General features: G+C 60.2%; 17 protein-coding genes. 9 read left to right on the top strand and 8 right to left on the bottom strand.

Annotated features, from left to right (window positions below):
- Window positions 1–5: 5 nt before the first annotated feature.
- Entirely contained in the window at window positions 6–821 is an 816-nt protein-coding gene (locus HMPREF2604_RS12025; RefSeq protein WP_070565589.1) for a PhzF family phenazine biosynthesis protein, read from the top strand.
- Complete coding sequence (locus tag HMPREF2604_RS12020; RefSeq protein WP_070565587.1) at window positions 814–2,202, top strand: protein adenylyltransferase SelO family protein; 1,389 nt, start codon at window positions 814–816, stop codon at window positions 2,200–2,202. Before HMPREF2604_RS12025 ends, HMPREF2604_RS12020 begins: the two co-directional genes overlap by 8 nt.
- 289 nt (window positions 2,203–2,491) lie before the next feature.
- On the opposite strand, the gene mqo is transcribed toward HMPREF2604_RS12020, so the two are convergent.
- The gene (gene mqo, locus HMPREF2604_RS12015) at window positions 2,492–3,994 is read right to left on the bottom strand and encodes a malate dehydrogenase (quinone) (protein ID WP_070565585.1); all 1,503 of its coding nucleotides are present in this window, start codon (window positions 3,992–3,994) and stop codon (window positions 2,492–2,494) included.
- Between the two features lie 301 nt (window positions 3,995–4,295).
- Between mqo and HMPREF2604_RS12010 the strand changes: the two genes are divergently transcribed.
- From HMPREF2604_RS12010 to HMPREF2604_RS14395, 6 genes are all read left to right on the top strand, one after another.
- Window positions 4,296–5,297 (top strand): alpha/beta hydrolase, encoded by a 1,002-nt coding sequence (locus HMPREF2604_RS12010; RefSeq protein ID WP_230307821.1) that lies wholly within the window; start codon window positions 4,296–4,298, stop codon window positions 5,295–5,297.
- A gap of 67 nt (window positions 5,298–5,364) precedes the next feature.
- The gene (gene mtr, locus HMPREF2604_RS12005; RefSeq protein ID WP_154761834.1) at window positions 5,365–6,741 is read left to right on the top strand and encodes a mycothione reductase; all 1,377 of its coding nucleotides are present in this window, start codon (window positions 5,365–5,367) and stop codon (window positions 6,739–6,741) included.
- Between the two features lie 340 nt (window positions 6,742–7,081).
- Entirely contained in the window at window positions 7,082–7,513 is a 432-nt protein-coding gene (locus tag HMPREF2604_RS12000) for a hypothetical protein (protein ID WP_070533147.1), read from the top strand.
- Window positions 7,514–7,553: 40 nt separating this feature from the next.
- Window positions 7,554–7,952, top strand: coding sequence for a hypothetical protein (locus HMPREF2604_RS11995; RefSeq protein WP_070533149.1), 399 nt, complete (start codon window positions 7,554–7,556; stop codon window positions 7,950–7,952).
- 309 nt (window positions 7,953–8,261) lie between these two features.
- Window positions 8,262–8,615: a hypothetical protein gene (locus HMPREF2604_RS11990; protein WP_070562839.1), complete on the top strand. Its 354-nt coding sequence runs from the start codon at window positions 8,262–8,264 to the stop codon at window positions 8,613–8,615.
- A 47-nt stretch (window positions 8,616–8,662) separates the two neighbouring features.
- Complete coding sequence (locus HMPREF2604_RS14395) at window positions 8,663–9,097, top strand: hypothetical protein (protein ID WP_230307820.1); 435 nt, start codon at window positions 8,663–8,665, stop codon at window positions 9,095–9,097.
- 112 nt (window positions 9,098–9,209) lie between these two features.
- Here HMPREF2604_RS14395 and map read toward each other — a convergent pair whose 3' ends face one another.
- The 5 genes from map to dxr form a co-directional block, all read right to left on the bottom strand.
- On the bottom strand, window positions 9,210–10,079 hold the full coding sequence (gene map / locus HMPREF2604_RS11980; protein WP_070533153.1) for a type I methionyl aminopeptidase: 870 nt from the start codon (window positions 10,077–10,079) through the stop codon (window positions 9,210–9,212).
- A gap of 69 nt (window positions 10,080–10,148) precedes the next feature.
- Entirely contained in the window at window positions 10,149–11,999 is a 1,851-nt protein-coding gene (locus HMPREF2604_RS11975; protein ID WP_070565578.1) for a penicillin-binding transpeptidase domain-containing protein, read from the bottom strand.
- 57 nt (window positions 12,000–12,056) lie between these two features.
- Window positions 12,057–13,220: a flavodoxin-dependent (E)-4-hydroxy-3-methylbut-2-enyl-diphosphate synthase gene (gene ispG / locus HMPREF2604_RS11970; RefSeq protein WP_070565576.1), complete on the bottom strand. Its 1,164-nt coding sequence runs from the start codon at window positions 13,218–13,220 to the stop codon at window positions 12,057–12,059.
- 64 nt (window positions 13,221–13,284) lie between these two features.
- A complete protein-coding gene (locus HMPREF2604_RS11965; RefSeq protein ID WP_070565574.1) occupies window positions 13,285–14,493 on the bottom strand; it encodes a M50 family metallopeptidase in 1,209 nt (402 codons plus the stop codon).
- 15 nt (window positions 14,494–14,508) lie between these two features.
- Window positions 14,509–15,675 (bottom strand): 1-deoxy-D-xylulose-5-phosphate reductoisomerase, encoded by a 1,167-nt coding sequence (gene dxr / locus HMPREF2604_RS11960; RefSeq protein WP_070565572.1) that lies wholly within the window; start codon window positions 15,673–15,675, stop codon window positions 14,509–14,511.
- Window positions 15,676–15,866: 191 nt separating this feature from the next.
- Here dxr and HMPREF2604_RS11955 point away from each other — a divergent pair, with 191 nt between their 5' ends.
- Window positions 15,867–16,316 carry a DUF2631 domain-containing protein gene (locus tag HMPREF2604_RS11955; RefSeq protein WP_070533158.1) on the top strand — a complete coding sequence of 150 codons (450 nt, stop codon included), beginning with the start codon at window positions 15,867–15,869 and terminating at the stop codon, window positions 16,314–16,316.
- An 86-nt stretch (window positions 16,317–16,402) separates the two neighbouring features.
- On the opposite strand, the gene HMPREF2604_RS11950 is transcribed toward HMPREF2604_RS11955, so the two are convergent.
- Window positions 16,403–17,992 carry an ABC transporter permease gene (locus tag HMPREF2604_RS11950; RefSeq protein ID WP_246818426.1) on the bottom strand — a complete coding sequence of 530 codons (1,590 nt, stop codon included), beginning with the start codon at window positions 17,990–17,992 and terminating at the stop codon, window positions 16,403–16,405.
- A complete protein-coding gene (locus HMPREF2604_RS11945) occupies window positions 17,989–18,810 on the bottom strand; it encodes an ABC transporter ATP-binding protein (RefSeq protein ID WP_070533159.1) in 822 nt (273 codons plus the stop codon). The genes HMPREF2604_RS11950 and HMPREF2604_RS11945 overlap by 4 nt, the downstream gene beginning before the upstream one ends.
- Between the last annotated feature and the right edge of the window lie 28 nt (window positions 18,811–18,838).

Raw genomic sequence — 18,838 nt, 5'->3', positions numbered from 1 at the left:
GCCTCATGCAGCACCGATTCTTTGAAGTAGATGTCTTTGCCACTGGGCCGTTTACGGGAAATCCCCTTGCTGTGGTGGCGGATACCGACGGCTTGAGCACCGAAGAGATGCAGCGCATCGCACACTGGACAAACTTTTCGGAGACAACCTTCCTGTGCTCGCCTACGGATCCACGTGCAGACTACCGAGTGAGGATTTTTACCCCGTACGAGGAGTTTCCTTTCGCCGGCCACCCGACGCTGGGCAGCGCACGCGTGGCGGCGGAACTACTCGGAAAGAACGGCACCCTGATTCAGGAATGCGGAGTTGGGTTGGTCACCGTGCGCCAGGAAGAGGGCCGCTTCGCCTTCGCTACCCCGCCCTTGGTGCGTGAAGGGGCGCTTAGTGATGAGGAGCGGGCTGAGGCAGCCGCCGCCCTCGGGATCGGCGAGGACAGCATCCTTGACTCCGGCTGGGTAGACAACGGGCCCGGCTGGCGCCTAGTCCAGCTCGAGTCTGCCGAGGCCGTGCAAAATCTTCGCCCCACGCCCACCCCGGGCGTCAAAGTGGGCGTAGTCGGGCTCACCGGTAATGATCACCCCGCTTATGTAGTCCGCGCCATCACCGGGCAATTCGAGGATCCCGTCACCGGTTCCTTCAACGGCGGCGCTGCCCAATTCCTGCGCGCCAAGGGCGCTGTCCCAGCCTGCTATACCGCGGCACAAGGCCGCCAGGTAAGGCGCGACGGCCGCGTCTATATCAACGATGACGGTGATGACATCTGGGTCGGCGGCAACGTCCACGTTCGCGTACGCGGAACACTGGAGTCACACGATGTCTGAGGCTTCCCTCCCTTTTGAGCTACACAGTGAATTCGCCCAACGCCTTCCCCACATGGTCACGGCGAGCCATGGCGAGGAACAGCCAGCGGCACAAATGGTGGTGCTCAACGAAGAGCTAGCCGCCGAACTGGGCCTCGACCCGGACTGGTTGCGCAGCGAAGACGGGCTGGAGTTTCTCCTCGGCCGCGGGCCAGTTACTCCCCACGCGATGGCCTACGCCGGCTTTCAGTTCGGCCAATACAACCCAACAATGGGTGATGGCCGTGCTCTCCTCTTGGGCGAAGTCACCGGCCCCGCCACACCTCACAACCCCACGGGCCTCTGGGATCTGCATGCCAAGGGAACGGGACTAACCCCCTACTCGCGCTATGGCTCTGACGGGCGCGGCACGCTGCGCTCGATGCTGCGTGAATATCTCTTCTCCGAGTCGATGCACGCCCTCGGTGTACCCACCACACGGTCGCTGGCGGTCATCGGGACCGGCCGTCCCATTCAGCGCCAGATGGTGGAGGAAGCAGGCGTTCTCGTGCGCGTTGCCGCGAGCCACATCCGTGTTGGTTCCTTCCACTTCGCCGCGCACTCGCAGGTCCCCGGGTTGCTCCAACAGCTCGCCGATTACACCATTGAACGCCACTACCCTGGCGCCGACTACCGGGAGCTGTTTACCCGCGTCATGGACGCACAGGCAGCGACGGTTGCCGGGTGGATGCAGGTGGGTTTCATCCACGGCGTGATGAACACCGATAACACCACGCTATCGGGTGAGACGATTGACTACGGGCCGTGCGCGTTCATGGAAAACTATGACCTCAATACCTGGTTTAGCTCCATCGATACGCAGGGCCGCTACCGCTTTGGGCGCCAGCCCGACATCTTGGGATGGAACCTTGCACGGTTGGCGGAATCACTGCTGCCGCTTTTCGACGTCTCCCCCAACGCCGCCCTCACCTGGGCTCAGGAGGCCATCAATTCCTTTGGCGAGCGCTATGAAAAGGCGCGCCGCCGCGAAGCCGCGAACCGTTTGCAGATTCCCGATGAGCTCTTCCAGGACTATAGTGCGGCCCTTGCACAGTCCGCTCCGGATCTCACGCAGGCCCACCGCAATCTCATCAGCGCAGCGGCGGGTGAACCGGCAGAAGCCTATGAGATGTTTGGTGACGCTCGATTTGTTGATGCCTACCGTGCTAGTGGCCCCAACGTCGAGTCTCTCAAGCAAACCGTGCCCCGCGTGATTCCCCGCCCGCGTCTGGTCGAGGCCGCACTGAGCGATGCTGAAGAATTCCCCCGCTTGCTTCACGCCACCACGCGTCCCTTTACTGCCGCACCAGAATACGAGCAACCGGGTGGCACGGAAGGCTACCTCACCTACTGCGGAACGTAAGAGAAGAAAAGGAAAACACACCGCCGCCCCGAGGCCTCCGTAGGAAAGGAAACGGAGTCTCGGGGCGGCGGTGCGTCTCTATCTTTCACTGCCACGCTCCCGGTCGGTTTCTCAGGCCGACCGCCCCGCGCGGCTGGGGTTCTCTCTATCTCTCTCGCATGCGCTCTCTCAAACGCACACCATTATTATGGGGCGCTCTCCTTGGTGGAGCGTTCCGGTGCACTGGACGCTCCCTGCCAGTTACTGAGAATTACCTGCGAGGCAGGCACCTACGAGCCGAAAGGAGAAATTACTTGGACTCAAGCTGCAGGGTCTTCTGCGTGTACTCCCACATCTCGTTGTAGAGCTTCTTGTCCTTGGAGAGCTTGGTGCCGTAGGAAGGAATCATTTCCTGAATCTTATCGCCCCACTGGATCATGTGCTCACCGAAGCAGCGCTCCAGCAGCTCCACCATGATGGCCGGGGTGATGGACGCTCCCGGGGAAGCGCCGAGCAGGCCGGCGATGTTGCCCTCAGGGTTATTGATGAGGGTGGTACCGAACTCCAAGGAACCGAACTGCGGTGCACCCGCCGGCTTAATCACCTGAACGCGCTGGCCAGCGATGACGGTCTCCCAATCTGCCGGGTCTGCGCTCGGGACGTACTCCTTCAGGGTCTCGACGCGCTTGTCGAAGTCCTTGAGGACCTCAGTAACCAGGTACTTGGTCAGGCCGAACTCCTGTGCCGCAACGCCCAGGTAAGAGGTGATGTTATCCGGACGAATGGACTTAAACAGGTCCAGGTAGGAGCCCTTCTTGAGGAACTTCGGGGACCAGCCGCCGTACGGGCCAAACAGCAGGCCTTGCTCGCCATCAATGACGCGGGTATCCAGGTGCGGCACGGACATCGGCGGAGCGCCCACAGCAGCCTTGCCATAAACCTTGGCGTGGTGCTGCTTAATCAGATCCGGGTTCTTCGAACGCAGCCACAGACCGGAAACCGGGAAGCCTGCGAAACCAGAAACCTCACGGACCCCAGCCTTGCGCAGCAGGTCGAGCGCGTAGCCGCCTGCACCCACGAAGACGAACTTGGCGTGGACTGCCTCGTAGTCACCGGTGTGCAGATTCTTTGCCACCACGCGCCACTTGGAACCATCGCGCTTGATGTCAACGACCTCGTGGCCGTAGCGGATCTCGGTACCCGCTGCCTTAGCCGCGGTGAAGAACTGCTTCGCCAGGGCACCAAAGTTGACGTCGGTACCAACTTCGGTCCAGGAAATAGCGACCTTCTGGGCGTTGAAGTCACGGCCTTCCGACATCAGAGGAAGCTTTTCCTGGAAAGTAGCGTCATCATCGCTGAACTGCATGTTCGGGAACATGTGGTTATCCTTCAGTGCATCGAAGCGGCGCTTCAGGTAGTCAACCTGGATGGAACCCTGTGCAAAGGACACATGCGGAACTGGATTGATGAAGGCCTTCGGGTCCGTCAGAATGCCGTTGTTGAGCTGGTGGGACCAGAACTGGCGCGAAACCTGGAACTTCTCATTAATGTTCATGGCCTTGGAAACATCAATGCGGCCGTTCTTCTCCGGGGTGTAGTTCAACTCGCACAACGCGGAGTGGCCAGTACCAGCGTTATTCCACGGGGAGGAGGACTCAAGCGCAGGGCCGTCCAAGCGCTCGAAGACCATCTGGGTCCAGCTGGGCTCGAGCTCACGCAGCATGGCGCCGAGGGTGGCGCTCATAATACCTGCACCAATGAGTGCGACCTCAACCTCGTCTACTACTTGTGCTGTCTTCTTATCGGAGGACACTGTACTTATTACCTCTTTAAGTCGATGTATTCGATGTGGTCAAATGCCCCGCACATGTGGGTGCACAGGGCGCGGTGAGAAAGCGCTCGACGATGCTAGGGTCCAAGCTGGCATACAGACCACCCCTGCGGAAGGTCCGTCAAGCATTAATTCCACTTTACGCCCCTTATTGCGAAATAGGCATTCCTGAAAAAATAAATGCCCGATTTCGAATTTGTTACCCCATTTGTGGTGCAGGGTGTTTCCCGTCAGCGCTCCGCTCTGCCAGATGCATCTGGCCGCGCGACCTATCATGAATCCCATGACGCATAACGAACTCGAATGGTCAGAAGACATCCTCGGCCCCGACTTCCAGGCCGCTCCACTCGTACTCGGCACCGACCCTGACGGCGAAGGCAATGTCTGCGCGACGCTCGTGCGCTACTGCCCCGGCGGCGACGCCCATGATGACCGCCCTGCCTTACTGTGGGTCCACGGGATGACGGACTATTTCTTCCACGACCACGTAGCACGCTACTTTTATGAGCTCGGCTATGCCTTTTACGCTGTCGACCTGCGCAAGTGCGGACGCTCTCGACGGGACGGTCAGACCTGGCACTACATCAGCGACTTGCAGTACTACGACGCTGATCTCAATGCAGCTCTCGATGCCATCCCCAACCAGCGTGTCATCATCATGGGCCACTCCACCGCCGGCACCATCACCGCGCTCTGGCTCGATCGCCTTCGCCGCCATGATCGCGAGCGTTTCGCCCGCATCGCTGGTGTCGTGTTCAACAGCCCCTGGCTAGCCATGATGGGAATACCGAATGGAACCTACGAGACGCTCAAGCACGTTATCTATGCCGGCGCTGCCATCGCCCCACGACTCGAAATACCCACCGGTGACCTCACAACCTATGGGGAGTCGGTCCATTCCGGGGAACAGGGCGACTGGGACTTCGATCTTCGCCTGAAGCCGCTGGGCGGACACCCCAAGTTCCTGGGTTGGGTTGCAGCAGTCTTCCGCGGCTTCGACGCAATCCACTCCGGCCGCATCAACATTGGGCTCCCGCTGCTCACTATAACCTCTGGACGCTCCGAGCTCAACCGGCCATACAGCGAGTCCTCCAATACCGCCGATACTGTCGTTGATGTACGGCAAAGCCAGCGCTGGGCCAAAGAACTCAGTGCTCGCTACACGCTCCACGTTGTCAACAATGGGCGCCACGATCTCTTTCTCTCGCGTCCCGAGCCGCTACAAGACGCTCTCTCCGCCACGGCGGAATGGTTGAGCACAGTAGCACCACTTGAGACGGATTAACCTCCCGCGCCTCGCGCTCCTAAAAGCCTGCACGGTTTGCGGCTAGTCAACCTTTAGAATAATCGGCATGACTTCCGCACAGCACTTTGACCTCGTCATCATCGGCACAGGTTCGGGAAATTCAATCCCCTCTCCCGAGTTTGACGATAAATCCATCGCCATCATTGAGAAGGGAACCTTCGGCGGCACGTGCCTCAACGTAGGCTGCATCCCCACGAAGATGTACGTCTACGCCGCCGACGTTGCGCTCGCCGCGCGCGAGGCCACGCGCCTTGGGCTCAGCGCCCACGTGGATGCTGTGGATTGGGAGGGCATCGTCAAGCGCGTGTTCCACAACCGAATCGATCAGATTGCCCAGGGCGGCGAAGAGTACCGCCGTGGCGAGGAAACGCCCAATATTACAGTCTTTGATCAGCACGCTCGGTTCATCGGACCGAAGACCCTGCAGGCGGGTGAGGACATCATCACCGGTGACAATATAGTCATCGCTACCGGTTCACGCCCCGTGCTACCCGAGCCGTATGCCAGCGCCACTGCCCCGGTTCACACCAATGAAGACATCATGCGTCTTGAGAAGCAGCCGCGCAGCCTCATCGTTGTCGGTGGCGGTTATATCGCCATGGAGTTTGCTCACGTCTTCGACGGCCTGGGGACCGACGTCACCGTAGTCAACCGCTCGGAGAAATTCCTCCGTTTCCTCGATGAGGACCTAAGCTCCCGCTTCAACGACATCGCACGCAAGCGCTTCGACGTCCGCATCGGCACCGCCACAGCGCTCGATGAAACCGAGGACGGAGTACGCCTTACCTTGGATAGCGGGGACGTCGTGGAGGCAGAAGCCATCCTCGTTGCCACCGGCCGCCAACCCAACGGCGACCAGATGGATCTTTCCGCCAGCGGCATCGAGATGCACGAGGACGGACGCATTAAGGTCGACGAGTTCGGCCGCACAACGTGTGAAGGCGTGTGGGCGCTCGGGGATGTTTCATCTCCATACATGCTCAAGCACGTGGCCAATGCGGAGCAACGCGCAGTGCAGCATAATCTGCTGCACCCGGATGATCTCCAGCCCATGCCCCACGAACACGTTCCCGCCGCCGTCTTTACGCACCCGCAGATTGCGACGGTCGGCCTCACTGAGGCGCAAGCCCGCGAGGAGGGCTACGACGTCACCGTAAAGGTGCAAAACTTTGGCGACGTTGCCTATGGCTGGGCCATGGAAGACTCAACGGGCATCTGCAAGCTCGTGGCCGACCGGGCCACTGGCAAGCTCCTCGGCGCCCACATCATGGGCCCACAGGCCTCCACGCTTATTCAGCAGCTGATCACCGCGATGAGCTACGACCTGGACATGCGCGAGTTCGGCCGCTCACAGTATTGGATCCATCCGGCACTGCCGGAAGTAGTGGAAAACGCTGTTTTGGGACTAGAGTGGCTAGAGTGAAAGTTACACCGAAATGAGTGACGTTTTTCACATTGGCAGTGAACTAATTTCACTATTCCCGCTGAACACCGCTACAAGCACGTCTTAACCCCAACAACATCTGCCAGAAACCTTTAAGAAAATCACCCATTTCGGGGGTGATAACAGGCAGGCGATGAAAGAACGCTCAAACTGACGTGCATTTTGCCTGACCGTTGGCTAGGTTAATTACGGACACCGGAACGAGCCGATACTCTCTACCGGCTCAGTGTGTTTTGGGGATACCAAACTAATCCCTATCCCTGTAAATCAAGACCTCTCAACCGGAGGCCTTGCACGTACGACACTAAGGACTTTTGATATGCGTATCCGCAATGCAGCCCTCGCCGGCGCTACTGCTCTCGCTGTTACCTTCGGCGGCTCCACCGTCGCTTTCGCACAGGACGCTGCTCCGCAGGACGAGAACGCCTCCTCCACCTCCCAGGAGAACGGCTCCTCCGCTTCCGAGGAAGGCACCAAGGGCGAGGCTTCCCTGTCCTCCAAGATTGGTGACTGGTTCTACGTTGATGAGAACGACAACAAGGGCACTGAGGCTGACGGCCGCGCCATCTTCGGCTCCTCCAAGCACGAGCACTGCGACGCTGACGAGACCGACCAGGACTGCACCTCCCTCGGCGATCAGCCGACCTGGGCCAAGACCTTCTACGGCCTGGGCATCGCTAGCGCCGTCGCTTCCGTGGCTGGCCTGATCGGCGTTGTTTACAACTTCTTCGTCCACGGCCCGTCCTTCTAAGACGTCTCCCCCACACACTTTTCCGAAAGGCTTAAATTTCATGCGTAACTTCCGCACCGCCGCTGTTGCTGCTGCAACCGCTGTTTCCGTTGCTTTCGCTGGTACCTCCGTTGCTTTCGCTGCAGAGGCCGATACCGAGACCAACACCACCTCCTCCGAGCTGTCCTCCGCTGGCGACAAGGTCAAGGAGAACGACTCCGACGCTACCCTGTCCTCCAAGTGGGGCGACGCTACCGAGGGTGACAAGAAGGTCTCCGGCGAGGATCTCTTCGGCAAGGAGAAGGCTGAAGACAACCCGCTGTGGGCTGAGATCTGGCGCGATGGCACCTTCGCTGCTTTCGGCACCGCTATCGCTGGCGCTCTGATCGCTGCTTACAACTTCGCTGTGTACAACAACATCGTTCCGCAGCACGTGCTCGATCCGATCTTCCGCCGCTAATTAAGCTGCGGGTACGCTGACTAGCTCAGCGCGCTTTTTCTAGCGCCCATCCTCTTTTCTTGAGGATGGGCGCTTTTGCATGCCCGATTTTCTAATGATTCGGGACAATCTTGATGCTGGCTTGATCATTTCTTAGCGGTTTAATGTGGCTGTGAACGTAGCTAAGTAACTAGAGCTCTCTAAGAGGGAAATGGGAAAGTTAGTGGTGAAGATTCCGTGAATCCCTCCAATGTTTACGCTAGAATCGCTCAAGTGACTTGGGACACCCTAGTTACTCCAGTTCCTACGAGGTTTAAAAGGATTCACACTATGCGCATTCGCAAGGCCACCATTGCTGGTGCTACCGCTCTCGCTGTTGCATTCGGCGGCGCCACCGTTGCTTCCGCCGCAGAGGGCAGCAGCAACGATTCCGCCACCAACTCTTCCGCATCTGCTGGCGAGCAGCAGGGCAACCAGAAGGCAGGCGGCTCCTCCGAGCTGGGCAAGGCACTCGACGCCCAGAAGGAAGCAAACGGCCAGAACATCTTCGGCCAGAAGTCTTCTATCTCCGGTGAGCCGAAGTGGGCACAGGCCCTCGCCGGCATCGGTATCGTCGCCACCATCATCACCATCGCCGGTGGTCTGGTTGGCCCGGCACTGAACTACCTCAAGTACGGCATGTAGTTCTCCCCTTCCCCTTCTAACCCACTTTCTGAAAGGCTTTACTCAAGATGCGTAAATTCCGCACCGCCGCCGTTGCTGCTGCAACCGCCGCTACCATCGCCTTCGCTGGCACCACCGTTGCTTCCGCCGCTGAGGCTGTTGAGGGCTCCGGCCTGACCGAGCAGCAGGTTCAGGAGGAGCTCCAGAAGGACGCTACCTCTTCCGAGATGTCCTCCGCTCTCTCCTCTGAGGGCGAGGGCTCCCTCTCCTCCAAGCTGGGTAGCGTGACCGATGGCAACATCACCGGTAATGGTGCCGACGCTTTCGGCTCCACCAAGAATGAGTCCCAGGTTCCGCAGTGGCTGGACCTCTGGCGTGGTGGCACCATCGCTATGGTGGCCGCTGCTGCTGTTTCCTCCGCCGTTGCAGCCTACAACTACGCTGTATTCTCCGGCGTAATCCCGGACTACGTCGGCCAGGCTTTGAAGAACGTTTCCTTCTAGTTAGCGCTCTTTACTGGCAGCACAAAGCCCTCCACCCCACCGTGTATTGCACGGGGAAGGTGGAGGGCTTTGTTTCTTCTTGGCAAGCGTTTAAGTGCTTGACACTTAAACGCTACGCTTCGTCCGGCAGGGTGAGGATCTCGTTTCCATCATCGGTGATCACGATGGTGTGCTCGAACTGGGCGGTGAACTTTCCATCCGTGTTCTGGACAGTCCAGCCGTTATCCCAAATCTCATAATCCAGCGAGCCCAGGTTAATCATCGGCTCGATGGTCAAGGTCATTCCGGGCTCGAGGATGTCGCGGTAGGTCATGGAATCGTAATGCAGGACGACCAGCCCGTTGTGGAAGGTGGGGCCCACGCCGTGGCCGGTAAAATCAGTGACCACGTTGTAGCCAAAGCGGTGAGCGTAAGACTCAATGACGCGTCCGATAACGTTAATCTCACGGCCCGGTTTTGCGGCCTTAATGCCGCGCATCATCGCTTCTTTAGTGCGCTCGACCAACAGCTTGTGTTCCTCGGTGACGTTGCCAGCGAGGAACGTAGCGTTCGTATCGCCGTGGACACCATTCTTGAAGGCGGTGACGTCGATATTGACGATGTCACCGTCCTCAATCACCGTGGTATCCGGGATGCCGTGGCAGACAATCTCGTTGAGGGAGACACAGCAGGACTTCGTGAAACCCAGGTAGCCCAAAGTCGACGGGTATGCACCGTGATCACACATGTACTCGTGCGCCACGCGGTCAATCTCATCCGTGGTCACACCGGGAGCCACGGCCTTACCTGCCTCCTGGAGGGCATTGGCGGCAATCCGAGAGGCCTCACGCATGGCCTCAATAACCTCCGGGGTCTGCACGAATGGCTCACCCTGGGCTTCCTGAACCGAGTCCTTCCACACGTACTCTGGGCGCTCAATATCCTTCGGTACCTTGCGGATGGGAGTATCTTTTTCTTGTTTCAGCATCGCGCGCTTAGTCATAACTACTCATGGTAGCCCTCTTTCCCAGCGCCCGACAAAGGACATCACTGGCGCGCTAATGAGCGCACGCTACTGCTCTTGTGCGGGCGCAACCTCGCCGTGGCCTTCCGCGCGGAGCGCGTCGAGGCGCTGCAGGAAATTGTCCGTGATGTTGACAGAAATTGTCGAACCACCGCCCAGAACAACCAGCGTTGCGAAAGCGATATCGTCATCGCGGTAGCCGGTGAACCAGGCGTGCGAGCCACCATTGATCTCCGCCTCACCGGTCTTGCCGTAGACGGTGCCCTGTGCCTGCATCCCCGAGGCGGTACCGCTTGCCACCACCTGGCGCATCATGTCCCGCACCTGAGTCAAGGTCTCCTCGCTGGGCGCGGGGACCTTTTCGGACACCTTGGTCTCACGTGACTCAATAAGCGTCGGCGTCGGGGTCTTGCCCGCCGCAACCGTCGAAGAGACAAGCGCCATGCCGAAGGGAGAAACAAGGTCGAGGCCCTGTCCATAGCCGGATTCCGTGCGCTCGAGGGGTGTCTCGCCCTCTGGGATGGAGCCGGTGAGCGTCGATAAGCCCGGCACCTCATAATCGATACCCAGCCCGTATTGTTTGCCCACATCGCGCAGTTCACCCTTCGGCAGATCCGTAGAGATCTGCGCAAAAGTGGTGTTACAGGATTGTGCAAAGGCTTGGCGCAGCGGCACCGAGCCAAGGGAGAACCCGTTGTAGTTGGTGACGGTGCGCCCATACAGCTCCATGGTGCCGGGGCACGGAACGATAGAGTCTGGGGAAAGGCCTTGCTTGTCGACGCCCGCCGAGGCCGTAATGATCTTAAACACCGAACCCGGTGGGAACTGGCCTTGGAGGGCGATATCGCCCTTCTTATCTGCCTCCGGGGTTTGGGCCACGGCTAGAATCTCGCCGGTCGAAGGACGCATGGCCACGAGCATGGCCTCGTATTCAGCACGCTGATTGACGGCTTCTTGCGCGGCACGCTGGACGTCATAGTCCAGCGATACCTTGATGGACGGAGCTGCCTCGGGTTCATGATGCTCGACGTCGGAAAGCGCGGCTCCGTGTTCGTTGACAACAGAAACGGACCATCCATTTGTTCCGTCGACCTCCTCGGAGACCATGGAGCGCACGCGGGCGAGGATGTCCGGGGCCAAGCCGGTATCGCGCGTGATGAGCGCCGGTTCCTCGTTAAAGCGAATCCCCTTCTGGTTCTCCAGAACTGGGCGCAGCCGCGCTGCCTGCCCCTCGTTGAGCATGGCGACCGAGTAAGAGCCATCGACCTCTTCGAGGTTCCTGGCAAGTTCACCAGAGTCAATCTCCGGGATGGAATCATCCTCTTGACGAGCTTGGCTCAACGCACCGGACACCTTTGCCGCCATGGGGTGCAGATCGGAAACGGCGTCGGTGTCAACGACCAGCCGGTATTGCAAGCCCGGAGACATAAGCTCCACCCCATCGGATGAGACCACGCCGGCGCGTTTTGGCGCTATTGAGCGCAACTCGAGGTGTTGGTGCGCGCCGAGATCGGGGTGGATAATGCTGGGCTGCCAGCGCACCGTCCAGTCTTTTTCCTTGCGCGTTAAGGCCATCGAGGTGTCATAGCGCAGGGAACGATTACGAGGCAGGGTCCACGTCACCGAATAGTGCGCGGTAGCTTGGGCCTCTTGTTGATCAACCCCGGTCAATTCGACGTCGAGCCCCTCCGCTTGCAGGCCCGCGAAGGTTGCGTCAAGCGTGTTCGTAGCTGTGCTGCCATCATCGACAAGCTGCGCCAAGTCCTCGTTATTGCGGGTTTCCATGTCTTCCAGGAATTGCTCAGCAACTGGACGTGCGGACACCGGCTTGGGGGTGCATCCCACCAATGACGACGCCGCGATACCTGCCGCACCGAGCAGCGCCACGAACCTCTTCATGCTTGAGCAGCGTAGCAGCCTGGGGCGGCTAGACGGCCGCCCCACACCGCAGGTGGGTTACTTGGTAACGCGGACCTCAGCCTTGGCACCCTCTACGGCTTCCAGGCCTTGTTCTTCAGCTAGGCGCATTGCCTCTTCGATGAGCGTTTCCACGATCTTGGACTCGGGAACGGTCTTGATGACCTCACCCTTGACAAAGATCTGGCCCTTGCCGTTACCGGAGGCCACGCCGAGGTCGGCATCGCGGGCCTCCCCCGGACCGTTGACCACGCAGCCCATGACAGCCACGCGCAGCGGGAACTCCATGCCGTCGAGGCCTTCGGTGACCTCGTTGGCGAGCTTGTAGACGTCCACCTGTGCGCGACCACAGGACGGGCAGGAAACAATCTCGAGCTTGCGCGGGCGCAGGTTGAGGGACTGCAGGATCTGGTCACCGACCTTGATCTCCTCGACCGGATCCGCCGACAAGGACACGCGGATGGTGTCACCGATGCCCTCGGCGAGCAGGGCGCCGAAAGCGACGGAAGACTTGATGGTGCCCTGGAATGCCGGGCCAGCCTCGGTGACACCGAGGTGCAGCGGGTAGTCGCACTGAGCGGCGAGCTGACGGTAGGCCTCCACCATGACGACGGGGTCGTTGTGCTTGACGGAAATGGCGATATCGCCGTAGCCGTGCTCCTCGAAGAGGCCGGCCTCCCACAACGCAGACTCGACGAGAGCCTCCGGGGTGGCCTTGCCGTACTTCTCCATGATGCGCTTATCCAGGGAGCCCGCGTTGACGCCGATGCGAATCGGGATACCGGCATCGCCGGCGGCCTTCGCCACCTCTTTAACGCGGCCATCAAATTCCTTGATGTTGCCCGGGTTGACGCGCACCGCAGCGCAGCCGGCATCGATGGCGGCAAAGATGTACTTGGGTTGGAAGTGGATATCTGCGATCACCGGGATCGGGGACTTCTGCGCAATCGCCGGCAAAGCCTCCGCATCAACCGTCTTCGGGCAGGCAACGCGAACGATGTCGCAGCCGCTCGCGGTCAGCTGTGCAATCTGCTGAAGGGTGGCGTTGACGTCGTGCGTCTTCGTCGTGGTCATCGACTGCACTGAAATCGGGTGTTCAGAGCCCACGCCCACCTGGCCAACCATGAGCTGACGCGTCTTGCGGCGCGGCGCCAGGGTGGGAGGCGGGCCGTCGGGGATTCCAAGACCAATAGGGGTCGACATGTGTGCTCCTTGCTAATTGGGTTTTAACGCCCCTACTCTAGCACCGCGCACCGCAGGTGGATCACTAGCCAAACAGCCGAATTGGGTTAACCACGTCCGCAATCATGATGAGAGCACCCACCGCCATGAGGAGGAAAGCCAGCACATAGGTCACCGGCATGAGCTTGGTGTAATCCGCGGGCCCCTTCGGGTCCTTGCCCATGAGGCGGCGCAGGGCGTCGCGGATTTTCTCATAAATAATGACGGCGATATGGCCGCCATCGAACGGCGGGAGTGGGATGAGGTTAAACAGCGCGAGGAAGAAGTTGAGGGTGGCCAGCATCATGAAGAAGGATGACCACAGGCTCCGCTCGACCAACTCGCCGCCCACCCGGGAGGCTCCCACCACAGACATTGGTCCGTTAACATCGCGCTCCTGCCCAAAGATGGAGGCCACCACGCCCGGGATCTTGGCTGGGAATTGCGCGATTCCTTGGACCGTGGCGTTGAGCGCATAGCCCGAGTAGCGGGCGGTCGCCGGGAAGGCGTCGACGAAGGAGTAGGTCTCCCTGATATCGATAATCTGGTTGCTCATACCGATGGCACCGACCTTCACCAATTGCCCCTCGGCATTGAGCCGAGTCACTGTAGCAAGTGTGATGTCGAAGTCACGCGGCTCGCCATCGCGTTCGACTTTGAGGGTGACAGTGTCACCGGGGTAGCTCATGACGGTATCGCGAAGCTGCGCAAAGGAGTCCATGGTCTCGCCGTTCAGCGCGAGAATGATGTCCCCAGGTTCCACGCCCGCCTCACCAGCAGGGCCTACACCCTGGCACGGTTCGAGTTCGCCATCGGCCTTCTGATTCGCCGCGCAGGACACCTCGCCAACGCGCGGGCGCACATCCGCGTCTGGGTTGGGCAAGCCCGTCGTCATGGCGATGATCAGCAGGATAATAAATCCTAAAAGCAGGTTGACGGTGATGCCGCCGGCCAGCACGATGATGCGCTGCCACGCCGGTTTGGTGTACATGGCATAGGGCTTTTCCTCTTCCGTGAGGAACTCATCCTGCGCCGTCATGCCTGCGATATCGCAGAAACCACCCACCGGGAAGGCAGCGAGGCCATACTCGGTGTGTCCACGCGTAAAGGACGCAACGCGCGGACCGAAGCCGATGAAATAGCGGCGCACACGCATGCCGAAGGCACGAGCGCTAAACATGTGACCGGCCTCGTGCAGGGCAACGGTGATGCCGATCCCCAAGGCGAAGAGAACTATGCCGAGGACATTTGCCATAGATCGTAGGGCTTTCTAACGAGCGAGCGAATCCACCATCGCGTTGGCGCGACGGCGGGCCTCGCCTTCCACGGCGAGGACATCATCGACGCTAGAGGGTACACCAGCGAACTGCGCGGCCTGATCCACGACGTGGCTGACAACGTCAACAATTTCCGGGAAGTGAATGCGCCCCGCCAAGAAGGCCGCGGCCGCCTCCTCGTTGGCGGCGTTGTACACGGCAGCGTGGGTACCTCCGGCGGCGGCAACCTCGCGCGCCAAGCGAACGGCCGGGAAGGCCTCATCATCCAGCGGCTCAAAGCGCCAATCATGCGCGGTGGAAAAATCCAATGCCGGCTGGGCACCCGGCACGCGGCGCGGCCAATCCAATGCGAGGGAGATCGGCAGCTTCATCGACGGTGGCGAGCACTGCGCGATGGTGCAGCCGTCAGTGAACGTTGCCATCGAGTGGACGATGGACTGGGGGTGGACGGTGACCTCGATGCGCTCTGGGGAGACGTCGAAAAGCAGCGTGGCCTCAATGAGCTCCAGGCCCTTGTTGACCAGCGTGGCGGAATTCAGGGTGTTCATCTGCCCCATCGACCACGTTGGGTGCTGGGCAGCCTGCTGCGGGGTGACATCCCACATCTCCTCGCGGGTCCAGCCTCGGAAGGGACCACCGGAGGCGGTGAGGACGAGGTGATCAAGCTCCGCATCACTGCCCGCGCGCAAGCATTGCGCCATAGCAGAATGCTCGGAATCCACCGGAATAATCTGGCCCTCCCCCGCCAGGCGGGTCACGATGGAGCCACCGGCGACGAGGGATTCCTTATTCGCTAGCGCTAGAAGCTCGCCTTTTTCCAAAGTCGCAACCGTGGAGGCTAGGCCCATTGAACCGACGAGCGCGTTGAGGACCTTATCCGCATCGATGGCCCGGACCAGCTGCTCTGCGGAATCTGGGCCGGAGAGCACGGTGCCGCCGAGGGCCTCGGAGACGGTCCGTGCCGCATCGGGCTTGGCGACGGCCACGTGGTCAAACGAAAGGTTGAGGGCACGAGCCTGCTCGATAATGAGCTGCGGGTTGGAGCCGCCGGCGGCAATGCCTACGACTGTGAACTTATCCGGGTTATCCGCGATAACGTCCAGAGCCTGGGTGCCGATCGAGCCAGTAGAGCCGAGAATAAGAATGCGTTGGGTACTCACCCTCTCAACCCTAGCCGGTCAACCCTAGTCGGAGTCCTGTGCGCTCCGATAGCGATAAGCGGGGGTGTTTAATCGCGGTTGCCGGCAGGATCATTTAAACTACTACACAGAATAACTGGCATTTTCGTGCGCTCGCCTCACGCAACTAGTTCTAACCAGGGCGGGCCGCATGTACACGCAAAGGAGAGCAAGTGTCTTCCCACAAGCCGGCATCGCAGGTTTTCGACGGCGTATCCACCGATGACGTCCCGTCCGCAGGTTTCGGTTGGTCCCGCATCAGCCGCTCGGGCGTACAGATCGCCGGCTGGACGTCCGTCGCGTTCCTGCTTGCTTATAACTTTGGTAACCACAAGGGCCACGTAGAGACGGTCTGGCTTATCGCCTTGGCAGTCCTCATCGCCCTCGGCTTGGTCATTTACGCTCTACAGCCGAAGCTCTCCCAGGTACGCACCTTGACTGCCCGCAACAAGCCGGTGGGCCACGAGGAGCCGGACTGGGCATACGAGCAGAAGACCGTTGGCAACGTCTACGCTTCCCTGACCGATGACGAGCTGCGTGCCCTCAACATTGAGCCCTCCCGCGTCGCTCACCTCCGCGGCGTGTCCGACGGCCGCCACGCTGCCAAGCCGGTGGCTAACTAAAGCTTCTTCGCTGTAAACAAAAGCTCCCTTCCCGCAGTTCATTCATGAACTGCGGGAAGGGAGCTTTTGTACTATCTGCTCAACCCCTAGCTCACGTAACGGTTTACCGTGGCGTAAATCTCCGGGGTTCGCTCCTGCGCCCTCTTTCCGGCGAAGCGCCAGACAGCGGCGTAGACAAGTGACGGAACCAGCAGAGAAACTATCACAGCGGCATACAGCAGCCAGCCGCCGCGCTCATAGCTGAGGGCAGAAACCACGATGCCGGGAAGCGCGGGCACCCACACCAGCATCATGCCGACGAACGCCGTGAAGAAAGCGCCAGCGGAATAGCCGGATTTGTCATTCCACCGGTTCTGTCCCGGGGCTGACAAGGGATAAGGGTTGAGCACGGTCAGTCCCAAGCCCACCGCCGCCGTGGAAATGAACACGCCTAGAGCCACAGCTGTGCACAACATGCCCAAGGTGAAGTTGTCGCTAAAGACAAGAACCACTACAGCAAGCAGCACAAACCCGATCAAGGGAATAGTGACGTGTGCGAGGTGGCGCGCATGAAGGATGGTACGCGGAGCAACCGGCGCCACCATGTGGACCCAATTCGACGGCCCATCGAAGCCATAATCATTAGCCAAGAGCGAAGAGAGCACGATCGCGCTGAAGCACAGCATGAAATATGCGGTGAAATCATCGCCCTTCCACAACTGATATAGGGTCAGCACGCCAAACAAAGGCATCGTGTAGAGCATGCCGGTTTGCCGCTTATCGCGGGTGAGATAACGCAGTGCGCGAGAGTATTCCATCGCCGCCGGGCTGGAATAAGACCAAGCGCCCAACTCCAACTTGGACACACCCTTGCCCGTCACTTCGCTGGCTGCGTCACCGCCTGTTCCGGGGTTGCGCATGAGGCCGCCTATCTGACGGGACCATGCCCATACCAGCAGGACAAGGCTGCCCACCGCGATCAGTAGTTGGGATAGGGCGGTGATGAGGTGGCCGTCGGCAAGCGCGAGCGCCCACCCCACCCCGGCACCCAACGGGGTCCAGGCCATGATGGTGCCCACCGAATCGAGCGGAGGCAAGGACTCGAGGACGCTCTGTGCCTGCAGCATGCCAAAGACCAGCAGGCCCATAACCACCATCGCCGCAATTTGGGTGCGCGACTTTTGGGAATCCGCGATAGCGGAAGCCACTTGGCCAAGACATTCGCCAACGATGATGGTCGTCGCGCACGACAGCACCATGCCCACGACGAAGGGCACCGCAGCCCACCCGGTTCCTGTCAGGATGAGGAAAATGCTGCCGATGATCGCATACACCAGGGAAAAGACGACCGACATGATGGCGCGGGTGGTCAGCAGACCGGAGAAGAACAAGCCCGGAAGGACCTCACGGGGAGTCAGAGGAAGGGCTCCCAGAGTTGTCGGGCTCAATTGATTCTCCCCCGCCGGCATAAAGAGAGCGAGGAGTACGTAGATGAGCATGCCGCCCGCCACGCCGACGGTCAGTGCTTGGTAGCCGTGTCCGGGCGTGGTGATATCTGCATACACCATGGCTGCGATGGAAAAGAGGCCGATTGCTCCGTAGATCAGCATCATGAGCCCCATCATGAGCGTCGCCGGGTTGGAGGAAACGCTTCGCCACCACAGAGTGCGATGGAGGCTGAACAGAGTGGATGTCATTCAGCGTCACCTGCCGCTGGCGAGCGCAGCCACCCAAACTTCGAGGCATCCAGGTCCCGCCCGCCGACGGCCGCGATAAAGAGATCGCTCAGGCTTTGGCCCTGGCGGACATCGTCGACGTGACCCGCGGTGATGACTTGGCCGCCGTTGATGATGGCGACGTGGTCGCACAGCCCCTCGACGAGCTCCATGACGTGCGAGGACAAAATAACCGTGCCGCCGCGGGAGGCATAGGCGCGCAGCATCTGCTGGATGAGGCGCCCGGAGACCGGATCCACGGCTTCCAGAGGCTCGTCAAGGATAAGCACCTCCGGGTTGTGCAGGACGGCCCCGGCCAGGAGAATCTTTTTGGTCATGCCGGCGGAATAGTCCGCGATGCGTTTATCGGCGGCCTCGGAGAGGGAGAGGGCGTCGAGAAGCTCCTGCGCACGGCGCAGCGACTCGGAGCGCTCCAACTTGTGAAGGGCTCCGAGGTAGTGAAGGTATTCAGCGCCAGTGAGACGGTCAAAGACCGGCGCCCCATCCATGAGCAGCCCCATGGCCTGTTTGGCGGGGATGGGCTCTTCCCACACGTTGTGGCCGGCGATGAAGCTGTGGCCGGCATCAGGGCGCTGGAGGCCACACGCCATGGTCAGCATCGTGGTCTTGCCCGCGCCATTCGGCCCCACTATCCCGTAGATGGATCCGCGCGGTACATCCAGGTTGAGGCTGTTGACGGCAATCTGAGAACCAAAAGACTTGCGCAGATCGCGCACCGCTAAAGCTTGGGTGCGTGGATCTGCCGCTAAGTCCTCGCGATAAGGATGAGTCATAAGCATTAACGGTATCAAGAACCATTAATGCTTT

Source organism: Corynebacterium sp. HMSC055A01 (genome assembly GCF_001809405.1).
GTDB lineage: Bacteria > Actinomycetota > Actinomycetes > Mycobacteriales > Mycobacteriaceae > Corynebacterium > Corynebacterium hesseae.
This window is presented reverse-complemented; position numbering and strand designations above follow the sequence as displayed.

What these genes read in the sequence shown, in the direction of transcription:
- HMPREF2604_RS12025 (WP_070565589.1), top strand. Translation starts at nt 6, where the DNA reads ATGCAGCACCGATTCTTTGAAGTAGATGTCTTTGCCACTGGGCCGTTT.
- HMPREF2604_RS12020 (WP_070565587.1), top strand. Translation starts at nt 814, where the DNA reads ATGTCTGAGGCTTCCCTCCCTTTTGAGCTACACAGTGAATTCGCCCAA.
- HMPREF2604_RS12010 (WP_230307821.1), top strand. Translation starts at nt 4,296, where the DNA reads ATGACGCATAACGAACTCGAATGGTCAGAAGACATCCTCGGCCCCGAC.
- mtr (WP_154761834.1), top strand. Translation starts at nt 5,365, where the DNA reads ATGACTTCCGCACAGCACTTTGACCTCGTCATCATCGGCACAGGTTCG.
- HMPREF2604_RS12000 (WP_070533147.1), top strand. Translation starts at nt 7,082, where the DNA reads ATGCGTATCCGCAATGCAGCCCTCGCCGGCGCTACTGCTCTCGCTGTT.
- HMPREF2604_RS11995 (WP_070533149.1), top strand. Translation starts at nt 7,554, where the DNA reads ATGCGTAACTTCCGCACCGCCGCTGTTGCTGCTGCAACCGCTGTTTCC.
- HMPREF2604_RS11990 (WP_070562839.1), top strand. Translation starts at nt 8,262, where the DNA reads ATGCGCATTCGCAAGGCCACCATTGCTGGTGCTACCGCTCTCGCTGTT.
- HMPREF2604_RS14395 (WP_230307820.1), top strand. Translation starts at nt 8,663, where the DNA reads ATGCGTAAATTCCGCACCGCCGCCGTTGCTGCTGCAACCGCCGCTACC.
- map (WP_070533153.1), bottom strand. Translation starts at nt 10,079, where the DNA reads ATGACTAAGCGCGCGATGCTGAAACAAGAAAAAGATACTCCCATCCGC.
- HMPREF2604_RS11975 (WP_070565578.1), bottom strand. Translation starts at nt 11,999, where the DNA reads ATGAAGAGGTTCGTGGCGCTGCTCGGTGCGGCAGGTATCGCGGCGTCG.
- ispG (WP_070565576.1), bottom strand. Translation starts at nt 13,220, where the DNA reads ATGTCGACCCCTATTGGTCTTGGAATCCCCGACGGCCCGCCTCCCACC.
- HMPREF2604_RS11965 (WP_070565574.1), bottom strand. Translation starts at nt 14,493, where the DNA reads ATGGCAAATGTCCTCGGCATAGTTCTCTTCGCCTTGGGGATCGGCATC.
- HMPREF2604_RS11950 (WP_246818426.1), bottom strand. Translation starts at nt 17,992, where the DNA reads ATGACATCCACTCTGTTCAGCCTCCATCGCACTCTGTGGTGGCGAAGC.
- HMPREF2604_RS11945 (WP_070533159.1), bottom strand. Translation starts at nt 18,810, where the DNA reads ATGCTTATGACTCATCCTTATCGCGAGGACTTAGCGGCAGATCCACGC.